Origin of the sequence: Paraburkholderia ferrariae NBRC 106233 (genome assembly GCF_000685035.1) — a bacterium.
Taxonomy (GTDB): domain Bacteria; phylum Pseudomonadota; class Gammaproteobacteria; order Burkholderiales; family Burkholderiaceae; genus Paraburkholderia; species Paraburkholderia ferrariae.
Window position 1 is genome coordinate 180,995 of record NZ_BAYB01000012.1, and the last position, 18,076, is coordinate 199,070.

General features: G+C 67.6%; 16 protein-coding genes. 9 read left to right on the forward strand and 7 right to left on the reverse strand.

Going from position 1 to position 18,076, the window contains the following annotated elements; genetic code table 11:
• Positions 1-79 precede the first annotated feature (79 nt).
• The 4 genes from BFE01S_RS14680 to BFE01S_RS14695 all read right to left on the reverse strand — a co-directional run bounded on the left by BFE01S_RS14680 (position 80) and on the right by BFE01S_RS14695 (position 3,850).
• Positions 80-976 carry a PhzF family phenazine biosynthesis protein gene (locus BFE01S_RS14680; RefSeq protein ID WP_028226173.1) on the reverse strand — a complete coding sequence of 299 codons (897 nt, stop codon included), beginning with the start codon at positions 974-976 and terminating at the stop codon, positions 80-82.
• A 95-nt stretch (positions 977-1,071) separates the two neighbouring features.
• Positions 1,072-1,536, reverse strand: a complete 465-nt coding sequence (locus tag BFE01S_RS14685) for a RidA family protein (protein ID WP_028226174.1) — start codon at positions 1,534-1,536, stop codon at positions 1,072-1,074.
• A 107-nt stretch (positions 1,537-1,643) separates the two neighbouring features.
• Positions 1,644-2,861, reverse strand: coding sequence for an aminotransferase-like domain-containing protein (locus BFE01S_RS14690; RefSeq protein WP_028226175.1), 1,218 nt, complete (start codon positions 2,859-2,861; stop codon positions 1,644-1,646).
• A gap of 80 nt (positions 2,862-2,941) precedes the next feature.
• Positions 2,942-3,850 (reverse strand): DMT family transporter, encoded by a 909-nt coding sequence (locus BFE01S_RS14695; RefSeq protein ID WP_028226176.1) that lies wholly within the window; start codon positions 3,848-3,850, stop codon positions 2,942-2,944.
• Positions 3,851-4,168: 318 nt separating this feature from the next.
• On the opposite strand from BFE01S_RS14695, the gene BFE01S_RS14700 reads away from it, so the two are divergent.
• The 9 genes from BFE01S_RS14700 (at position 4,169) to BFE01S_RS38635 (ending at position 14,915) form a co-directional block, all read left to right on the forward strand.
• Entirely contained in the window at positions 4,169-5,662 is a 1,494-nt protein-coding gene (locus tag BFE01S_RS14700; RefSeq protein ID WP_028226177.1) for an aminotransferase-like domain-containing protein, read from the forward strand.
• Between the two features lie 195 nt (positions 5,663-5,857).
• Complete coding sequence (gene htpG, locus BFE01S_RS14705) at positions 5,858-7,765, forward strand: molecular chaperone HtpG (RefSeq protein WP_028226178.1); 1,908 nt, start codon at positions 5,858-5,860, stop codon at positions 7,763-7,765.
• Positions 7,766-7,938: 173 nt separating this feature from the next.
• Complete coding sequence (locus BFE01S_RS14710; RefSeq protein ID WP_028226179.1) at positions 7,939-8,607, forward strand: chorismate--pyruvate lyase family protein; 669 nt, start codon at positions 7,939-7,941, stop codon at positions 8,605-8,607.
• A 19-nt stretch (positions 8,608-8,626) separates the two neighbouring features.
• Complete coding sequence (locus BFE01S_RS14715; protein ID WP_028226180.1) at positions 8,627-9,139, forward strand: DNA-deoxyinosine glycosylase; 513 nt, start codon at positions 8,627-8,629, stop codon at positions 9,137-9,139.
• Positions 9,140-9,714: 575 nt separating this feature from the next.
• The gene (locus BFE01S_RS14720) at positions 9,715-10,353 is read left to right on the forward strand and encodes an energy transducer TonB (RefSeq protein ID WP_028226181.1); all 639 of its coding nucleotides are present in this window, start codon (positions 9,715-9,717) and stop codon (positions 10,351-10,353) included.
• A 104-nt stretch (positions 10,354-10,457) separates the two neighbouring features.
• Positions 10,458-11,432, forward strand: coding sequence for a class I SAM-dependent methyltransferase (locus BFE01S_RS14725; protein ID WP_028226182.1), 975 nt, complete (start codon positions 10,458-10,460; stop codon positions 11,430-11,432).
• Positions 11,433-11,732: 300 nt separating this feature from the next.
• Positions 11,733-11,969, forward strand: a complete 237-nt coding sequence (locus BFE01S_RS14730; protein WP_028226183.1) for a DUF3311 domain-containing protein — start codon at positions 11,733-11,735, stop codon at positions 11,967-11,969.
• Positions 11,966-13,516: a monocarboxylate uptake permease MctP gene (mctP, locus tag BFE01S_RS14735; RefSeq protein WP_028226184.1), complete on the forward strand. Its 1,551-nt coding sequence runs from the start codon at positions 11,966-11,968 to the stop codon at positions 13,514-13,516. The genes BFE01S_RS14730 and mctP overlap by 4 nt, the downstream gene beginning before the upstream one ends.
• 151 nt (positions 13,517-13,667) lie before the next feature.
• Positions 13,668-14,915, forward strand: coding sequence for an FUSC family protein (locus BFE01S_RS38635; protein WP_084169847.1), 1,248 nt, complete (start codon positions 13,668-13,670; stop codon positions 14,913-14,915).
• 60 nt (positions 14,916-14,975) lie between these two features.
• Here the strand turns inward: BFE01S_RS38635 and BFE01S_RS14745 are convergent, their stop codons facing one another.
• From BFE01S_RS14745 to BFE01S_RS14755, 3 genes are all read right to left on the reverse strand, one after another.
• Complete coding sequence (locus tag BFE01S_RS14745) at positions 14,976-15,407, reverse strand: VOC family protein (protein WP_028226185.1); 432 nt, start codon at positions 15,405-15,407, stop codon at positions 14,976-14,978.
• Between the two features lie 232 nt (positions 15,408-15,639).
• Positions 15,640-16,599, reverse strand: coding sequence for a transaldolase (gene tal / locus BFE01S_RS14750; RefSeq protein WP_028226186.1), 960 nt, complete (start codon positions 16,597-16,599; stop codon positions 15,640-15,642).
• Between the two features lie 216 nt (positions 16,600-16,815).
• A complete protein-coding gene (locus tag BFE01S_RS14755) occupies positions 16,816-18,039 on the reverse strand; it encodes a benzoate/H(+) symporter BenE family transporter (protein ID WP_028226187.1) in 1,224 nt (407 codons plus the stop codon).
• Between the last annotated feature and the right edge of the window lie 37 nt (positions 18,040-18,076).

An 18,076-nucleotide genomic window follows, 5' to 3' on the forward strand; every position in this document is an offset into this window, starting at 1 on the left:
CGGTTTGCGGGACGGCCCGCCAGGAAGGCCGTGGTTCGGCGCATGCGGCTACGCGCAGGCAGCGTGCCCGCGCGCGCTGTCAGACGAGGCGGCAGGTGCCGTCGATGACGGTGACGGCATGGCCGCCGACCCAGATCCGGCCGGTGGCGTCGTCGTAGTCGATGGCGACGCGACCGTCGCGCCCCATCGCGGTGCCCTGGCGCACCGTGTACTGCGTGCCGGGGCGGCAATTCTGCTGGTCGAGCAACAAGGCGATTGCGGCATTGGCGCTGCCCGTCACCGGATCTTCGCCGTTGCCGAGTCCCGTCATCAGGCAGCGGACTTCGAAGGTGGCCGGGCCGCCAGGCGCATGCGGGCCATAGGCCGCGAGGCCCTGCGCACCCACCCCCGCGGCGATCGTTGCGATGGCCTGCATGTCGGGGGCGAGGGCGAGCACCGCCTCGGCCGAGGCGAAGCGCACGACGAGCCAGGGCGCGCCGTTGTCCACCCCACAGGGCGCGGCGTCGAAGTCGACGGCATCGGAGCGCAAGGCGGCACGCAGCGCGGCGTACCCGGACGCGGGCAGCGGGGTCACGCGCGCGGGCGGCGCGGAGAAGGCCCAACTGTGCTCGCTGCCGCCGCGCGCGGCGAGGTCGACGAGGCCCGCGCCGCATTCCTGCACGAGGCGGCCCGGGGTCTTCGGCGTGTAGCCGCTTTCGCGCAGCGCATGGGCCGTGCCGATCGTGGGGTGCCCCGCGAACGGCAACTCGCCGCGCGTCGTGAAGATGCGCACGCGATAGTCGGCGCGCGGGTCGGTGGGCGCGAGCAGGAAGGTCGTTTCGGAGAGATGGGTCCAGCGCGCGATGGCCTGCATCTGCGCGGCGTCGAGCCCGTCGGCATCGAACACGACGGCGAGCGGGTTGCCCTTGAAGGGGACCGACGTGAAGACGTCGACCTGTTTGAAGCGAACGCCGGGTTGGGCGCTGTGTTGAGTCATGGCGTGAAAGTCGTGAGGGGAGGGAACACGACCGGCAGCCTTGCTGCTTGAAACCGGGCCGCCGGTCCGCGCGGCGGCCCGGTTTCGCCGAAGGCTTACTCGACTTCGGCGATCAGTTCGATCTCGACGCAGGCGCCGAGCGGAATCTGCGCGACGCCGAACGCCGAGCGCGCATGCTTGCCCTTCTCGCCGAACACGTCGGCGATCAGCTCCGAGGCGCCGTTCGTGACGAGGTGCTGTTCGGTGAAGGTGAGCGTCGAGTTCACGAGGCTCATCAGCTTGACGATGCGCTTGACCTTGTTGAGGTCGCCCGTATGCGTGTGCAGCGTGGCGAGCAGGTCGATGGCGATGCTGCGCGCGGCGGCCTTGCCTTCTTCGGTGCCGAGCGTGTCGCCCAGCTTGCCGGCCCACACCTTGCCGTCTTTTTTGGCGATGTGGCCGGACAGGTAGACCGTGTTGCCGCTCTGGGCGCTCATCACGTACGCGGCGGCGGGCGCGCCGGCCTGCGGCAGTTCGATGCCGAGCTGTTCGAGACGGTCGTAGATGTTGATGTCAGCCATGATCAGAAGTCCTCGTGCGAGAGAGAAAACAATGGAAACCGGATGAGCCCGGGCGCGCGTCTATGCGGGCGCTCCGGGCCTGCAGGGCGTTAGCCGTGCGCGCGAATCTAAGCGCCAGCTTGAGCACCGGCTTGCGCGCGGATAAGCGCGCCGAGCTTCGCAACGCCTTCGTCGATCTTCGCGGGCGGGACCGTGACGAACGACAGGCGCAGCGTATTGTGCCGCGCTTCGCCCGCGAAGAACGGCGCGCCGGGCACGAATGCCACGTTCTGCGCGATCGCCGCTTCGAGCAGCTTCATGGCGTCGATGTGCGCGGGCAGGTTCACCCAGATGAACATGCCGCCTTCGGGACGGTTCCAGCTCACGCCTTCGGGCATGAAGCGCGCCAGCGCCGCGTGCATGGCCTCGCACTGGCTGCGATAGAGCGCGCGGATCTTCGGGATGTGCGTGTCGAGAAAGCCGTCCTTCACCACTTCGTGGACGATGCGCTGCGTGAAGCTCGGCGTGTGCAGGTCGGTGGCCTGCTTCGCCTGCACCAGTTTGTGGTGCAGCGCCTCGGGCGCGATGATGTAGCCCACGCGCAGGCCCGGCGCGAGCACCTTCGAGAACGAGCCCAGATGCACGATGTGCTCGGGCGCCATCGAGAGCAGCGTGGGCAGCGGCTCGCCCGCGTAGTCGAGCTCGCCGTAGGGATTGTCTTCGACCACCGGGAACGGCGCGCGCTTCGCGAACGCGGCGAGCGCTTCGCGGCGCGCGAGCGGCAGGCGGCGGCCGGTGGGGTTCTGGAAGCTCGGGATTGCGTAGAGCAGGCGCGCGCGCTCCGTCAACTGAGGCGTGAGCCCTTCGGGCACGAGGCCTTCGTCGTCCGTGGGCATCTGCACGTAGCGCGGCTCGTAGAGCGAGAACGATTGCAGCGCGCCGAGGTAGGTAGGCGTTTCCACCAGCACGGGGCTGTCGGGCGAAATCAGCACCTTGCCGAGCAGGTCGAGCGCCTGCTGCGAGCCGGTGGTGATGAGCACCTGCGACGCGCGGATCTTCACGCCGCCGTGCGAGTGGCGCGCGGCCACCCATTCGCGCAGCGGCAGGTAGCCTTCGGTCGCGCTGTACTGGAGCGCGGCGGCCGGGTTGTCGCGCAGGATGCGATCGGCGGCGGCACGCATTTCCTCGGCCGGGAAGGTGGCGGGCGAAGGCAGGCCGCCCGCGAAGGAGATGACCTCGGGACGCTCGGTGACCTTCAGGATTTCGCGAATCGCCGAGCTGGTGAGCTTGATGGCGCGTTCTGACAGTTGCCAGGTGCGGGCGGCTTGAAGGTCGCTGTGATCCATGAGGGTCTCCTTATTGAGGGTGAGCGAATGAAGCTTTAAGCGTCAAGCATTCGATTATGACCTGAATCGGCGCATCGTCGTCAGGCGGTGCGCACGCGTTGCGGCGCGGTCTGGATGGCGGCACGCCGGCCGATCATCACGGTGAGGATCACGGCCGCCGCGAAGAGCCAGGCGGACGGCGCCACGTGCTCGCCGAACAGCAGCGCCGAGAACGCCATCGTGAAGAAGATCTGCAGCAGTTGCACCTGGCCCACGCGCGCGGTGCCGCCCATGGCGAGGCCCGCGTACCAGGCGAAGAAGCCGAGGAACTGCGAGAAAAGCGTGACGTAGCCGAACGCGAGCCAGGTCTTGAGCGCGACGGGGCCCGGATGCGCGAGATGCTGCTGCCAGGCGAGCCAGCCCACCGGCAGCGCGAGAAACGGCGCGGAGAGCACGAGCGCCCAGCAGATCACCTGCCAGCCGCCCAGTTGCCGTGCGAGCCGGGCGCCTTCGGCATAGCCGAGCGCGCCGATCCCCACCGCCACGAGCATCCAGGCGTCGCCGGCATGCAGCGAGCCGCCGCCCGCCTGCAGGGCGAACGCGACAACCAGTGCGCTGCCGAAGAGGGCGCTGACCCAGAAGGCCTTCGAGGGCCGCTCGTGCGAGAGCCAGGCGGCGTAGATCGCCACGGCGAGCGGCTGCAGGCCGTTGACGATCGCGCCATGCGAGGCCGGCACGCTCTTCATGGCCCACGCGGAGAACACCGGGTACGCCACGATCACGCCGAGCGACACCACCGCCAGGCCTTTCACCTGCGGCCAGCTGGGACGCTTTTCGCGGCGCCATGCGAGCAGCGCGGCGGCGGGGACCGCGGCCAGCAGCGCCCGGCCGAGGCCGTTGAGGAGCGGATGGAATTCGGCGACGACGATGCGCGTCATCGGCAGCGTGAGACTGAAGATCATGACCCCGACGAGGCCGAGCAGCATGCCCTGGGTTTCGCGTGCTTTCATCTTTTCGTGTTCGTTTCTGTCTGGCGGGGCCGCCGGGCAGGTGCGGTCCCGATGGGTGGGCGTTCCGGTTGCGGTTGCGAAATACGTGGGCGCGGGCGAGCGCGCCCGGCAGCTTCTTCGACAGGGGCCGGCGGCATGCCGCTGTCGCCCGGCACAGGCGAAGCTGCCGAAACGGGGCTAGCGTGACCGGTGGGGGGGACGGGGGCGGGTAAAACCCGCGCATCCTTACCGGTACGCGTGACGTCAAATGTACCGGTATGAAGACAGACAGTAACGGTACAATCGGTCCGATAGTGTTCGGTACAGTTGGGAGCCACCATGTCCTCCGTCCCGCTCGACCAGATTCCCGCGCCGCACGACGCGGCCACGCTCACGCTCGTCGATCAGCTCGTGCAGTGGGGGCGCCGCCGCATCGAGGAACGCGTGTTCCGCCCCGGCATGCGCATGCCGTCGATCCGCAAGCTCGCGCTCGACAAGGGCGTGTCGCGTTTCACGGTGGTCGAGGCCTACGAGCGTCTCGTCGCCCAGGGCTATCTCGATTCGCGGCGCGGCTCGGGCTTCTACGTGCGCGAGCGCGTGGCGAACGTCACGCCCATCGAGCGGCGCGGCGCCGCGGCCGGCAGCGCCGCCGACGAGGCCCAGGCACCGCCCGCGCCTTCCACCATCGACGTGGTCTGGCTGCTGCGCAACATGCTGCACTCGTCCACGCATCCGGAGAAGGGCCCGGGCCTCGGCTATCTGCCCGCGCGCTGGCTGGACGGCGAACTGATTACCGGCGCGCTGCGCTCGCTCGGGCGCCAGAGCGGCACGCCGCTGCTCGGCTTCGGCTCGCCGCTGGGCTTTCTGCCGCTGCGCCAGCAGCTTCAGACGCGGCTTGCCGAGCTCGAGATCGGCGCCTCGCCCGAGCAGATCGTGCTCGTTTCCGGCATCACCCAGGCCATCGACCTGCTCGCGCGCCTCTACGTGCAGCCCGGCGATACGGTCGTGGTGGGCGACCCCGCGTGGTTCCAGATGTTCGGGCGCTTCGCGTCGCAGGGCGCGCGGCTCGTGGGCATGCCGTACACGCCCGAAGGGCCGGATCTGGACGCGCTCGAATCGCTCCTGGAGACCTGGCGGCCGAAGATGCTGGTCATCAACTCGGTGCTGCAGAATCCCACCGGCACCTCGCTCACGGCGGCCCAGGCGTTTCGCATCCTGCGGCTCGCCGAGCAGTACGACTTCATCGTGGTCGAAGACGACATTTACGGCGACCTGTGCCCGGCGGGCTATCCGGCCACGCGCCTCGCGAGCCTCGACCAGTTGCGCCGCGTGATCTACCTCGGCAGTTTTTCGAAGACGCTCGCGCCGAATCTGCGGGTGGGCTTCATCGCGTCGGGCCTCGGCGTCAGCCAGGCGGTGAGCGACCAGAAGATGCTGGTGGGCATGACGAGCCCCGAGCTCAACGAGCGCGTGCTGTACCGCGTGCTGACCGAGGGCCATTACCGGCGCCACGTCGAGCGCCTGCGCGGGCGGCTCGATACCGTGCGCGACAAGGCCGCGCGCATGCTGGAGCGCGCGGGCCTGCGCCTCTTTGCGGCGCCCGGCGCCGGCATGTTCCTGTGGGCGGACACCGGCGTGGATGCCGACGCGCTCACCGCCGCGGGGCATGAGGCCGGCTTCCTGCTCGCGCCGGGCAGCCTCTTTTCGCCCCACCAGTCGCCCACGACCTGGATGCGCTTTAACGTGGCGAACTGCGGCGATCCGGCGCTGCCCGCGTTCCTCGCGAACTATCTGGACGGCGTCGCGCGGCGCGGCACGGGCACCGGCCCTTGAAAGAGCGGCGGGGCGTCCCCATCTGGGCGCTCGGCGCGCCTTATGCGGTATGCGCGCGGCGTGCACGCGCGCATACGCGCGCAGATCGCGTGTGACGCAACCGGCATCGAGCAACGGGCATAAGCCACGCGGCGCAGGCGGCTTCCGATGCGCCTTGCAACGAAACTCCCGAACAACGAAAGAGGACTCTCGAATATGGCTCAAGAAACGATGAGTTTCCAGGCGGAAGTGAAACAGCTTCTGCACCTGATGATCCATTCGCTGTACAGCAACAAGGAAATTTTCCTGCGCGAACTCGTTTCGAACGCGTCCGACGCGGCAGACAAGCTGCGCTTCGAGGCGATCGGCGACGCCGCGCTCTATGAAAACGATCCCAACCTGCGCATCCGCGTGGGCTACGACAAGGCGGCGCGCACCCTCACGATCGAGGACAACGGCATCGGCATGAGCCATGACGAAGCGGTCGCCAACCTCGGCACGATCGCCCGCTCGGGCACGAAGGAATTCTTCGGCAAGCTCTCGGGCGACCAGCAGAAGGACGCGGCGCTGATCGGCCAGTTCGGCGTGGGCTTCTACTCGGGCTTCATCGTCGCGGACAAGATCAGCGTCGAAACCCGCCGCGCGGGACTGCCCGCGGCGCAGGGCGTGCGCTGGGAAAGCGCGGGCGAGGGCGAGTTCTCGGTCGAGCCGGTCGAGCGGGCGCAGCGCGGCACGACCATCACGCTGCATCTGCGCGAAGGCGAGGACGACCTGCTTTCGGCGTGGAAGCTCAAGTCGATCATCCAGAAGTATTCGGATCACGTCGGCCTGCCCATCGAAATGAAGAAGGAAGAGTGGGACGCCGAAAAGAGCGAGATGGTCACGAAGGACGAATTCGAGACCATCAACCAGGCGAGCGCGCTGTGGACGCGCGCGAAGAGCGACATCAGCGACGAGCAGTACCAGCAGTTCTACCAGCATCTCGCGCACGACAACGAGAATCCGCTCGCCTGGACGCATAACCGCGTGGAAGGCCGCAGCGAATACACGCAACTGCTCTACGTGCCGGCGCACGCGCCGTTCGACCTGTGGAACCGCGACCACAAGAGCGGCCTGAAGCTCTATGTGAAGCGCGTCTTCATCATGGACGACGCCGATCAACTGCTGCCGAACTACCTGCGCTTCGTGAAGGGCGTGGTCGATTCGGCGGATCTGCCGCTCAACGTGTCGCGCGAAATCCTGCAGGAAAGCCGCGACGTGAAGGCGATTCGCGACGGCGTGACCAAGCGCGTACTGTCGATGCTCGAAGAGCTCGCCGGCGCGCAGACCGACGCCGAGGCGAAGGAAGAGGACAAGGCGAAGTACAAGACCTTCTGGACCGAGTTCGGCCAGGTGCTGAAGGAAGGCATCGGCGAGGATCACGCCAATCGCGAGCGCGTGGCGAAGCTCGCGCGCTTCGCGTCCACGCACAACGACACGGCCGAGCAGAGCGTTTCGCTGGCCGACTACGTGGCGCGCATGAAGCCCGAGCAGACGAAGATCTACTACGTCACGGCGGATACGTGGCAGGCGGCGAAGAACAGCCCGCACCTCGAAGTGTTCCGCAAGAAGGGCGTGGAAGTGCTGCTCCTCACGGATCGCGTGGACGAATGGGTGCTCTCGTTCTTGACCGAGTTCGACGGCAAGCCGCTTGCGAGCGTGGCGCGCGGCGACCTCGATCTGGGCACGCTCAACGACGAGGAAAAGCAGCAGCAGGAGAAGGTGGGCGAAGCATTCAAGCCGCTCGTCGAGAAGATGAAGGAAACGCTCAAGGACAAGGCGAAGGACGTGCGCCTCACGTTCCGCCTGACCGACTCGCCGTCGTGCCTCGTGGCCGACGATGGCGAGATGAGCGGCTACCTGCAGCGCATGCTGAAGGCGGCCGGGCAGAACGCGCCCGAGTTCCATCCGATCCTCGAGGTGAACCCGGAGCACCCGCTCGTGAAGGGGCTCGCGGCCGACCGCGCCGATTTCGCCGACTGGTGCCACCTGCTCTTCGATCAGGCGCTGCTCGCCGAGGGCGGCGCGCTGGAGGACCCGGCAAGTTTCGTCAAGCGCACGAACGCGCTGCTGCTGGCGCGCTAAGTCGGGTGGATCGGTTGGGTCGATCGGTTGAGGCAATCGGTGGCGTAGATCCGGGGCTTGGCTGAGCGTCGCAAGCCTCTCGAAACCCCTCACGGCATGCTGTGCCGTGAGGGGTTTCTTTTTCGCGCGCGCGGGCAGGCGGCGCGGCGGGGGCGAAGCCTATAATGCGCGCCATGCCTATCCGATTCGATGCCGCCGACGCGCACTGGCGCGCCGCCCCCCTGCCGGCCTTCAGTGCCGATCAGAAAGACTGGCTCACGCGCGGCGGTTCGCTGACTGCGCATCTGCGCGCGCTGGGCAAGGTCGAGGTACGCGTGACGCGCGAGGCCGTGGACCTGCCCTGGCCCGACGAGCGCGCGGCCCTCGCGCTCGCGCCGCGCGAGCGCGCGTGGGTGCGCGAGATCGCGCTTGTCGTCGAAGGCGTGCCGTTCGTGGCCGCCCACAGTGCGACGCCGCTCGGCGCGAGCCACGGCATCTGGCAGGCGATGCGCAGCCTGCGCACGCGGCCCCTCGCCGAACTGCTCTATAGCGACAGCGGCGTGGCGCGCTCGGCGCTCGTGAGCCGGCGCGTGGGTGCGCGGCATTCGCTTTATGCGCTCGCCGCGAGGCAGACGGCGGGACAGGCGCCGCATGCGTTCGTTGCGCGCCGTTCCGTGTTCGAGCGGCACGGTGCGCCGCTGCTTGTCACCGAGTGCTTTTTGCCCGCGCTGTGGACGCATCTCGACGGGACCGCTTCGGCGGCGGGTTCGCGTGCCGTTCACTCCGGGCGCGAGCGCGGGCCGCTCGACCATACGGCTTCGCGCGCGCATGGGGCGCAGCGCGAACATGGCGCGCCGCGATGAGCGTGCCTGGACTTCGGCCATGACGTTCAAGCGCTCTTTTCCGCCGGTTGTCGACGCCCGGACGCGCGTGCTGATCCTGGGCAGCCTGCCGGGGGAGGCGTCGCTTGCGCAGCAGCAGTATTACGCGCATAAGCAGAACAAGTTCTGGGCGCTTGTCGGGGAGGCCATAGAACAGAATCTGGTCGGGATGGACTATGCAACGCGTCTTGACACGTTGCTCGAATACCGTATCGGTCTATGGGACGTCGTTGCCGAGGCTCGTCGTATCGGGAGTCTCGACAGCCGCATACGCGACCATGCGAGCAACGACTTGATCGCGCTTGTCGACACATTGCCGAATCTGGCCACCATCGCCTTTAATGGCGGGACCGCCGCCAAAATCGGAATGAATACGCTTGGCGAGCGCGGCGGGCAATACAGATTGCTCCGCCTGCCATCAAGCAGTCCTGCCTATGCCTCAGTCACATACGCAGAGAAACTGGCCGTTTGGCGGCAACTGCGGCAATCGAATGACGCATCCGGACGCGTTTGAGCGTCAGCAAGCGTTCTGGCGTATCTGGCTGCTTACCCGGCGCCAAACAATCGGTCCGGCGCCGAGATGATCTCGTCCTGCCGGTGAAGCCGCGACGTAACGGATTGGGTCAATTCGTTTCGTGGAATCGCAGCCAGTGTCGGTGTATCCAGCCGGGCTATCAGAATGCCCGGTATTGGGCGAGCGGCAGGCTATCGCGCTCAACCCTCTCGTTATAGGCCTCGAAAAACCGGCGTACTTGACGGCCCACTGGCGATCCTTTTCCGCTTGAACGGCTGGGCGAAGTGCCCACTCGCAGGCGCCACAGAATCGAGAGTGTGAAAATCGTAAGCGGTACTGATTGCCTGGCCGGATGCCGGATTGCGGGGTGGACAAGGCGATATCGCCATACATCGCGTCCGCCCGGTATGGTTTGTGCGCCCGAGCTTTGCGGAAAGTCGGTCTTTTGGCCTGGCAGGCAGTGGCTCCAGTCACACGACGACTTCCCGCAACGGCGTAAGCCCGCTGCAAACCCGGCGCGCTAGCATGACCGATGGCGGGAGAGGGCTCGCCAACGCACTGGAGCTGCCATTGCCATGAAGAAAAACAAGAACAACGAGAGCAACAAGAAGCGCCGTTTGCTCGCGGTTGCGGGCGCGACTTCGCTGGCTGTTGCACTTGCCGCGCTCACCGCATTGGCAGGATGCGCAAGCAGCCCGCCGCCGCCTGGTCCCGCTCCCACGCCCACGGCCAATACGCCTGACCTGCCGCCGCCGCAAACCGTCACGAGCCGCTGTCTCGCGCGCGTCGCCACGCCGGGCTTCGCGCCGCCGACCGAATCGACCCTGAGCGGCACGCAATGGGAGCGCTACGTGAGCTGTCGGCTCGCCAGCAACATGGTTGTGGCCACCACAAGCGTGAGCGGCAATCCCGAGGCGGTCGTCTCGATGACGCTGACGGCATCCGGCGCGGCCGATACGGTGAGGCTCTCGCGCTCGAGCGGCGACGCCGCCTGGGACGCAGCCGTCGAGCGCGCGATCGGGGCCGCCGGGCCGTTTCCGCCGGCGCCCTTCACGCTGCATGTGGGGCGCGTCGAGATGCGGTTCAGGCCGGGGCCGCCGCAGCCGGGCGTCGAGGCGATCGGCGGGACGAATGCCGGTGTGGGGCTGCAGGGCGGGAGCCACTGGAGCGTGCACCATTGCACGACGATAAGCGGCGCGACCGCCTGCAACTGACGTCGCGGTAGCGGGCGCTGCGCGTCCTGGACGGGTACGGGCTGCCGCGAATGCTATGCTTGCGTTCGCCCGGGAAACCGCCTCTTCAGTACGACATTCTCCACATGACGACTTTGATCAAACGCGCCTCGGCCGAGGCGCGCGCATTCCGCACTGCCCCCAACGCCCGAAATGCTGCTGCACGCAAGGCAGAATCCGCTGCCGCGCCGCGCGCGAAGGCCGCCGGCGAGGCGCACGAGGCGAAGCGCGCCGCCCGTGCGCGCCGCGCCGCCGCCGACCTCGACGAAGCCCCGGTCATCGAAGCCCCGCGCAAGCCGCGTTTCGCGCCGGTGACGTTCTCCGAGGAGGACGGCGTGCGCTATCTGCATTTCGGCACCGAGTGGGTGCAAGGCGCGATGCGCCTGAAGAAGCCGCATCACATCGAACTCGAATACGCGCAGCAGATGATGGCCTGGCTGCTGTTCCTCGCCACCCCCAGGCGTATCGTGCAGCTCGGTCTCGGCGCCGCGTCGCTCACGAAGTTTGCGCATCAGTACCTGCGTCCCGCGAAGGTCGAGGCCATCGAACTGAATCCGGCCGTCGTGGTGGCCGCGCGCACGATGTTCGACCTGCCGTACGACGACGCGCGCCTCGCCGTGCGCGAGCTCGACGCCTGGGATTTCGTGAACGAGCGCGCGAACCACGGCACGATCGGCGCGCTGCAGATCGACGTTTATGACGCGACCGCGCGCGGCCCGGTGCTCGACAGCGTGGCGTTCTATCGCGCGGCGCGCGCCTGCCTGACCGACGCCGGCATCGCGACGATCAACCTGTTCGGCGATCATCCGAGCTTCGTGCGCAACATGAAGCGCCTGAACGAAGCCTTCGAAGGCCGCGTGATCGCGCTGCCCGAGGTGCACGACGGCAATCGCATCGCGCTTGCGTTTTCGGGGCCGGCGCTCGAGGTCACGTGGGCAGCGCTGGAAAAGCGTGCGCGCCTCATCGAAACCCGTCTCGGCCTGCCCGCGCATCAGTGGGTGAAGGCGCTGCGCGAATCGAGCGGCCAGAGCGGCCAGAGCGGCGAAATGTTCGCGATCTGAGCGCGCGCTTCATGCCCGGTCAGCCGCTGCGACGGCGCCGGGCCGCTTGCAGACATCCGGGGCCGGCCATGCCCATCGCCGGCCTTTTTTGCGTCTGCCGCTTTCGGGTGCACAGGCGCACGGGCACGCCGTCGCCCCTTGACAGCGACGCCGGGATTGGGGTCGCCCCGTCTTGACCGGGCGGCGCGCGCTCGATACTCTTTTTGACGCTTTCGGGGACCTTGCGGGCTATCCGCCCACTCGGCCAAAGAACGCCCCACGGGGCGGCTCGCACATCACTATAAGGAAAGAGGAGACGTCATGGCTCACGACGCCGACGCCGGCAAGGGAAGCAGGCACTGGCTCTGGCTGCTGGTGCTGCCCTGGATCGCGATGATCTGGGTACCGTCGTACAACAAGGTCGAGCCCACGCTGTGGGATTTCCCGTTCTTCTACTGGTATCAACTGGCCTGGGTTCTCATCAGCGCCGTGATCACCGCGCTCGTCTATCACAAGACGAAGAACCGCAACAAAGGCAGTGCAGGGGGCGCGCAATGAATCTCACCGCGACCTTTGTCTTTGTCCTGTTCTTCATCGGCGTCACGATTCTCGGCTTCGTCGCCGCGCACTGGCGCAAGGGCGACCTCGCCCATCTCGACGAATGGGGCCTCGGCGGCCGCCGCTTCGGCACGGTCGTCACCTGGTTCCTGCTGGGCGGCGACCTCTACACCGCCTATACCTTCGTGGCGGTGCCGGCGCTCGTGTTCGGCGCGGGCGCAACGGGTTTCTTCGCGCTGCCCTACACGATCCTGATCTATCCGTTCGCGTTCGTGGTGTTCCCCAAGCTCTGGGCCATTGCGAAGCGCCATAGCTACGTGACCTCGGCCGACTTCGTGAGCGCGCGCTACGGCAGCCGCACGCTGGCGCTCGCGGTTGCCGTGACGGGCATCGTCGCGACCATGCCGTACATCGCGCTGCAGCTCGTCGGGATCGAGGTGGTGATCGGCGCGCTCGGCTTCGACACGACCGGCTTCGTCGGCGACCTGCCGCTCATCATCGCGTTCGCGATTCTCGCGGCCTACACGTACACGTCGGGCCTGCGCGCGCCGGCCATGATCGCCGTGGTGAAGGACCTGCTCATCTACATCACGATTGCCGTCGCGATCATCGTGATCCCCGCGCAGATGGGCGGCTTCGGCCATATCTTCAGCGCGGTGCCGCCGGCGAAGCTGCTGCTCAAGGCTCCCGACGCCACCAGCCTGAACGGCTATAGCGCCTACGCGACGCTCGCGGTCGGCTCGGCGCTCGCGCTGTTCCTGTACCCCCACTCGGTCACGGCGATTCTCTCGTCCTCGTCGGGCAATACCATCCGCCGCAATATGGCGATGCTGCCGGCGTACTCGCTCGTGCTCGGCCTGCTCGCGCTGCTCGGCTTCATGGCGCTCGCCTCGGGGGTGAAGGACATGCCCGAGTACGCGCCGTACTTCAAGGCCTTCGGCCCGAACTTCGCGGTGCCGGCGCTGTTCCTGCACTTCTTCCCGCCGTGGTTCGTGGGCGTGGCGTTTGCCGCCATCGGCATCGGCGCGCTCGTGCCCGCCGCGATCATGTCGATTGCCGCTGCGAACCTGTACACGCGCAACATCCACAAGGAGTTCATCAACCGCAACATGAATCACGAGCAGGAGACCAACGTCGCCAAGCTGGTGTCGCTGATCGTGAAGGTGGGGGCGGTAGCGTTCATCCTCGGGCTGCCGCTTACCTACGCGATCCAGCTGCAACTGCTGGGCGGCATCTGGATCATCCAGACGCTGCCGGCCATCGTGTTCGGTCTCTACACGCGCATGCTCGACTATCGCGGCCTGCTGCTCGGCTGGCTCGCCGGTATCGCGACCGGCACGTGGATGGCGATCTCGCTGAACCTCAAGGGCTCGATCTATGTCCTGCATCTGTTCGGCGTGGCCATTCCCGGCTACGCGGCGGTGTGGTCGCTGATCGTCAATATCGTGGTGGCGGTGGTCGTTTCCGCGCTCGTGCATGTGCTCGGCATGCAAAAGGGCGAGGACCGCACGCGCCCCGAGGACTATCTCGACGTCGTGGAGGGCTGAACGGCAAGGCTGTCCTCAGCCTTCCCGTTGTGCCGATGCCCGCAACCACCAGTTGCGGGCATTTGTTTTTCTGGTGCACGATGATCGCTGCGACGCCGCGCCAAACGGCGTCCGATCCCGACCGGCTCCCGCTTTCGCTCTAGCCCGCACCATGGCCCATTCCGAACCCGATACCGCCGCTGCCGCCCCGGTTGCGCAGGCCGGCCGGCCGCGCCGCCGCCGCTCGCGGGTCGCCCGCGTGTGGCGCGCGCTGGCTTCGCCGTACTACCGCTATCGCAACGCCCGGCTCATTCATAGCGTGCGCGTGGGGCTCGCGATGCTGGCCTCGATCGTCGCGACGACGGGCATCGACATTCCGCACGGCATCTGGTCCTCGGTGACGGTGCTCGTGGTGATCGGCGGGCTCCAGCATCAGGGCAATATCCGCAAGAAGGCCGCCGAGCGCTCGCTCGGCACGCTGCTCGGCGCGGGTATCGGGCTCACGCTCATCGTCGTGCAGGCGTTCACGCATTCCCTGTGGCTCACCTACGTGTTGATGTCGGTCGTCGCCGGCGTGTGCGCCTGGCATGCCATCGGCAAGCCCGCCTATGTGGCGCTGCTCACGGCGATCACCATGTGCATCGTCGCGGGGCATGGCGACAACCTGATCGATACGGGACTCTGGCGCACGCTGAACGTGATGATCGGCATCGTGATCGCGCTGGTGTTTTCGTTCGCGCTGCCGCTGCACGCGACCTATTCGTGGCGCTACAGCCTCGCCGACAATCTGCGCGAGTGCGCGCGCCTCTATGCGCGGATCGTGCGCGGCGAGCGCGTGGATGCCGACGAGCAGGTGCGCGCCTTCATGCGCCTGAACGGCCGGCTCGTGCAACTGCGCGCGTTGATGCCTTCGGTGTCCAAGGAGATCGACGTGCCGCTGGCGCGGCTCGAACAGATCCAGCGGCTGCACCGCGCGCTCCTGAGCGCGCTGGAGATGATGTCCGCGGGCATCGAGCGCTGCGAGCAGGAAGCCGTGCGGTTGGCGTTTGCGCAAGGCGGGGCGGGAGTGCGCGAAGCGCTGCTCGGCACGGCGCGGGCGCTGCGCTTTGGCGGCGGACGCCACCCTGAGGCTGCGGCGGGCGCGCTGCGCAAGGCGGTGCGCAGTGCTGCGGCCGATGAGGTGGCCAACGAGGCGGCCGGCGGGGCGGCCCCGAAGGTCGAAGAGGCCACACAGGTCCAGCACGGCGCGCCCGCGGCAAGGCTGCCGCGGCCGGCCGCAAGCCTGCTTGCCCCCGAGTTGCAGGGGCCTTACTGGCTGGGCCAGCGGGTAGAGGAGCAGGTCGAGCAACTGAGCGCCTTGCTGCTCGAAACCGAGCCGCGCTGGAATATCGAGCGCGCGACCCTGCATCCCCGGGTGTGACGCGCCTCGCTTGCCGGTCTCGACCCGTAACAGACCGCAACAGACCGCAACAGGCGACGCTCAGCCGGCGGCGCTTTCCTGCGGCGGCGCGCTCACCATCCACGGCACGCCGAAGCGGTCGGTGAGCATGCCGAAGCCCGGCGACCAGAAGGTCTTCTGGAACGGCATCGTCACCTGGCCGCCCTTGGCGAGCGCGTTGAAGCAGCGTTCTGCCGCAGCGGTATCCGCGCCGGTCAGCGAGACGCCGAAACCCGCGAACCGGTTGCTTTCCGTCATGCAGCCGCCGTCGGACATCATGATCTGCGCGTCGCCAATCTGGAGCGTTGCGTGCATGACCTTCTCCGCGAGCTCGGGCGCGAGCGGCCGGGCCGGATCGGGCGGCGCGTCCTTGAAGCGCATCTTGAACAGTTCCTGCGCACCGAGCGCTTCGCGGTAGAACGCGATCGCCTCGTCGCAGGCGCCGTTGTAGAAGAGGTAGGGCTGGATTTGCATCGTCGGTTTCCTTGCGGACGGGATGACTAACCGGCCGAACCCAGGGCCGGATCGCGCGGCCTCGTGTGTGCCGCTGCCCAGATTCTAGGCGCGCAGGAACGTGCCAACCGGCATTTGCGTGGCCAGGGTTTGCGAGTGGCGAGGCGGGAATGAGATGTGCGGGCCGCGCAGCCTGGCGCGGCCCGCGAGCCTTGCAGGCTCGGGTTTCGGGTTTTGGCCCGAGGCGGCCGCGTTAATGCGCCCGCAGTTCCTCGATCAGCTTTTCGAGCTTCACGGCGTCGGCGGCGAACGCGCGGATGCCTTCGGCCAGCTTTTCGGTCGCCATGGCGTCGTCGTTCACGAGGAAGCGGAACGAGGACTCGTCCACCGGCACGCGCTCGATCTGCGTGTCTTTGGAGGCTTCAGGCGAGAGCTTGCGCTCGACCTTCTCGCTGCTGTCCTGGAGCTTTTGCAGCAGGTCCGGGCTGATCGTGAGCAGGTCGCAGCCCGCGAGTTCGACGATCTGGCTGGTCGTGCGGAAGCTCGCCCCCATCACCTCGGTCTTGTAGCCGAACTTCTTGTAGTACGCGTAGATGCCGCGCACCGACTGCACGCCCGGATCGTTCGCGCCGCCGTCCTTCGCTTCGTCCCAGTTCGGGCCCGCGGCCTTCTTGTACCAGTCGTAGATGCGGCCGACGAACGGCGAAATCAGTTGCGCGCCCGCCTCGGCGCACGCGGCCGCCTGCGCGAGCGAGAACAGCAGCGTCATGTTGCAGTGGATGCCTTCCTTTTGCAGCGATTCGGCGGCGCGAATGCCTTCCCACGTCGAAGCGAGCTTGATGAGGACGCGCTCGCGCCCGATGCCGGCCGCCTTGTAGAGCTCGATGATGTGGTGGGCCTTCTCGATCGAGCGCTTCGTGTCGAACGAGAGGCGCGCATCGACTTCGGTCGACACGCGGCCGGGAATGATCTTGAGGATTTCGGTGCCGAAGGCGATCAGCAGGTGGTCGATGATCGATTCCACCGATTCGCCCCCGTGATCGCGCACCGTTTTTTCGAGCAGCGGACGGTATTCGGCCTTCTGCACGGCCTTCAGGATCAGCGACGGGTTGGTCGTGGCGTCCTGCGGCTTGTACTGGGCGAGCTGCTGGAAGTCGCCCGTATCGGCGACGACGGTGGTGTACTGCTTGAGCTGGTCGAGTGCGGTAGTCATGTCTGGCCTTGAGGGCGCGCGGGCGCCGTGACGGTTGGGAGTGGAACGGCCGGGCGCCCGAAGGCGCCAGGGCGGAATGCGACGAAGGCGCTCCCCCGCCGTGCCCATCGGGCGATGCAGCGGGACGGCGCCGGCGGGCAGCGCGGGGCCGCGCACGAGGCGCGGCGCTCGGCTCTCATTTTATGGCGGATCGGCGGGCGTTGCGATGGCGCGGGTTCAGGCGCGCCGGGCATTGAGCACGAACTGCGTGAGCACGCCGGCGACGAGACCCCAGAAGGCCGCGCCGATCGAGAGCAGGGTGAGGCCGGAGGCGGTCACCATGAAGGTGACGAGCGCGGCCTCGCGCTGCTTCGGGTCCTGCATCGCGTTGGTGAGGCCGCTCATGATCGAGCCGAACAGCGCGAGCGCGGCGATCGAAACGACGAGCGCCTTCGGGAACGCGGCAAAGAGCGCGGCGATGGTCGCGCCGAAGATGCCGGCGACCAGATAGAACACGCCGCACCAGACGGCCGCCATATAGCGTTTCGTGCGGTCCTCGTGCGCGTGCGAGCCCGTGCAGATGGCGGCCGTAATCGCGGCGAGGTTCACGCCGTGCGAGCCGAACGGCGCGAGCAGGAGCGAGGCGAGGCCGGTGGTGGCGATGAGCGGCGAGGAGGGCGCGACGGTGTGGTCGTAGCCGTCGGCGCGCAGCACGGCGATGCCGGGCACGTTCTGCGAGGCCATGGCGACCACGAAGAGCGGAATGCCGATGCTGACGATGGCGGAAACCGAGAACGCGGGCATCGTGAAGACGGGTTTCGCCACGGCCACGCGGAAGTGGCTGAAATCGAGCAGCCCGAGCGCGGCGGCGGCAAGGATGCCTACGCCGAGCGTCGCGACGATCGCATAGCGGGGCACGGCGCGCTTGAAGGCGAGGTAGGAGAGGAACATGGTGAGCACGAGCGGCGTCTGGTACTGGGCCGCGTGAAAGATCTCGATGCCGATCTCGAACAGGATGCCCGCGAGCAGCGCGGCCGCGATGCCGCCCGGAATGCGCTTCATGAGCGTGTCGAACCAGCCGGTGAGGCCGACCGCCGTGAGCAGCAGCGCGCAGACGATATAGGCGCCGATGGCTTCGGCGTAGGGCACGTGCGGCAGCGAGCTGATGAGGAGCGCGGCGCCCGGCGTGGACCACGCGATGACAATGGGCACGCGGAACCAGAGCGAGAGGCCGATGGTGCAGACGGCCATGCCGATCGACAGCGCCCAGATCCACGACGAGATTTGCGCGTCCGTGAGGTGCGCGGCCTGGCCGGCCTGGAACATCAGCACGAGCGAACTCGTATAGCCCGTCATCATCGCGACGAAGCCCGCGACCACCGTCGAAACGGTGGTGTCGGCAAAGGGCCGCAGCGGCCCCGGGCGTAAAGTCCGGAGGTCGGGCGATAGAGGGGCGGTCATGCAGGGGGTCTCCTTCTTGATGCGTTCTGGTTCTGAT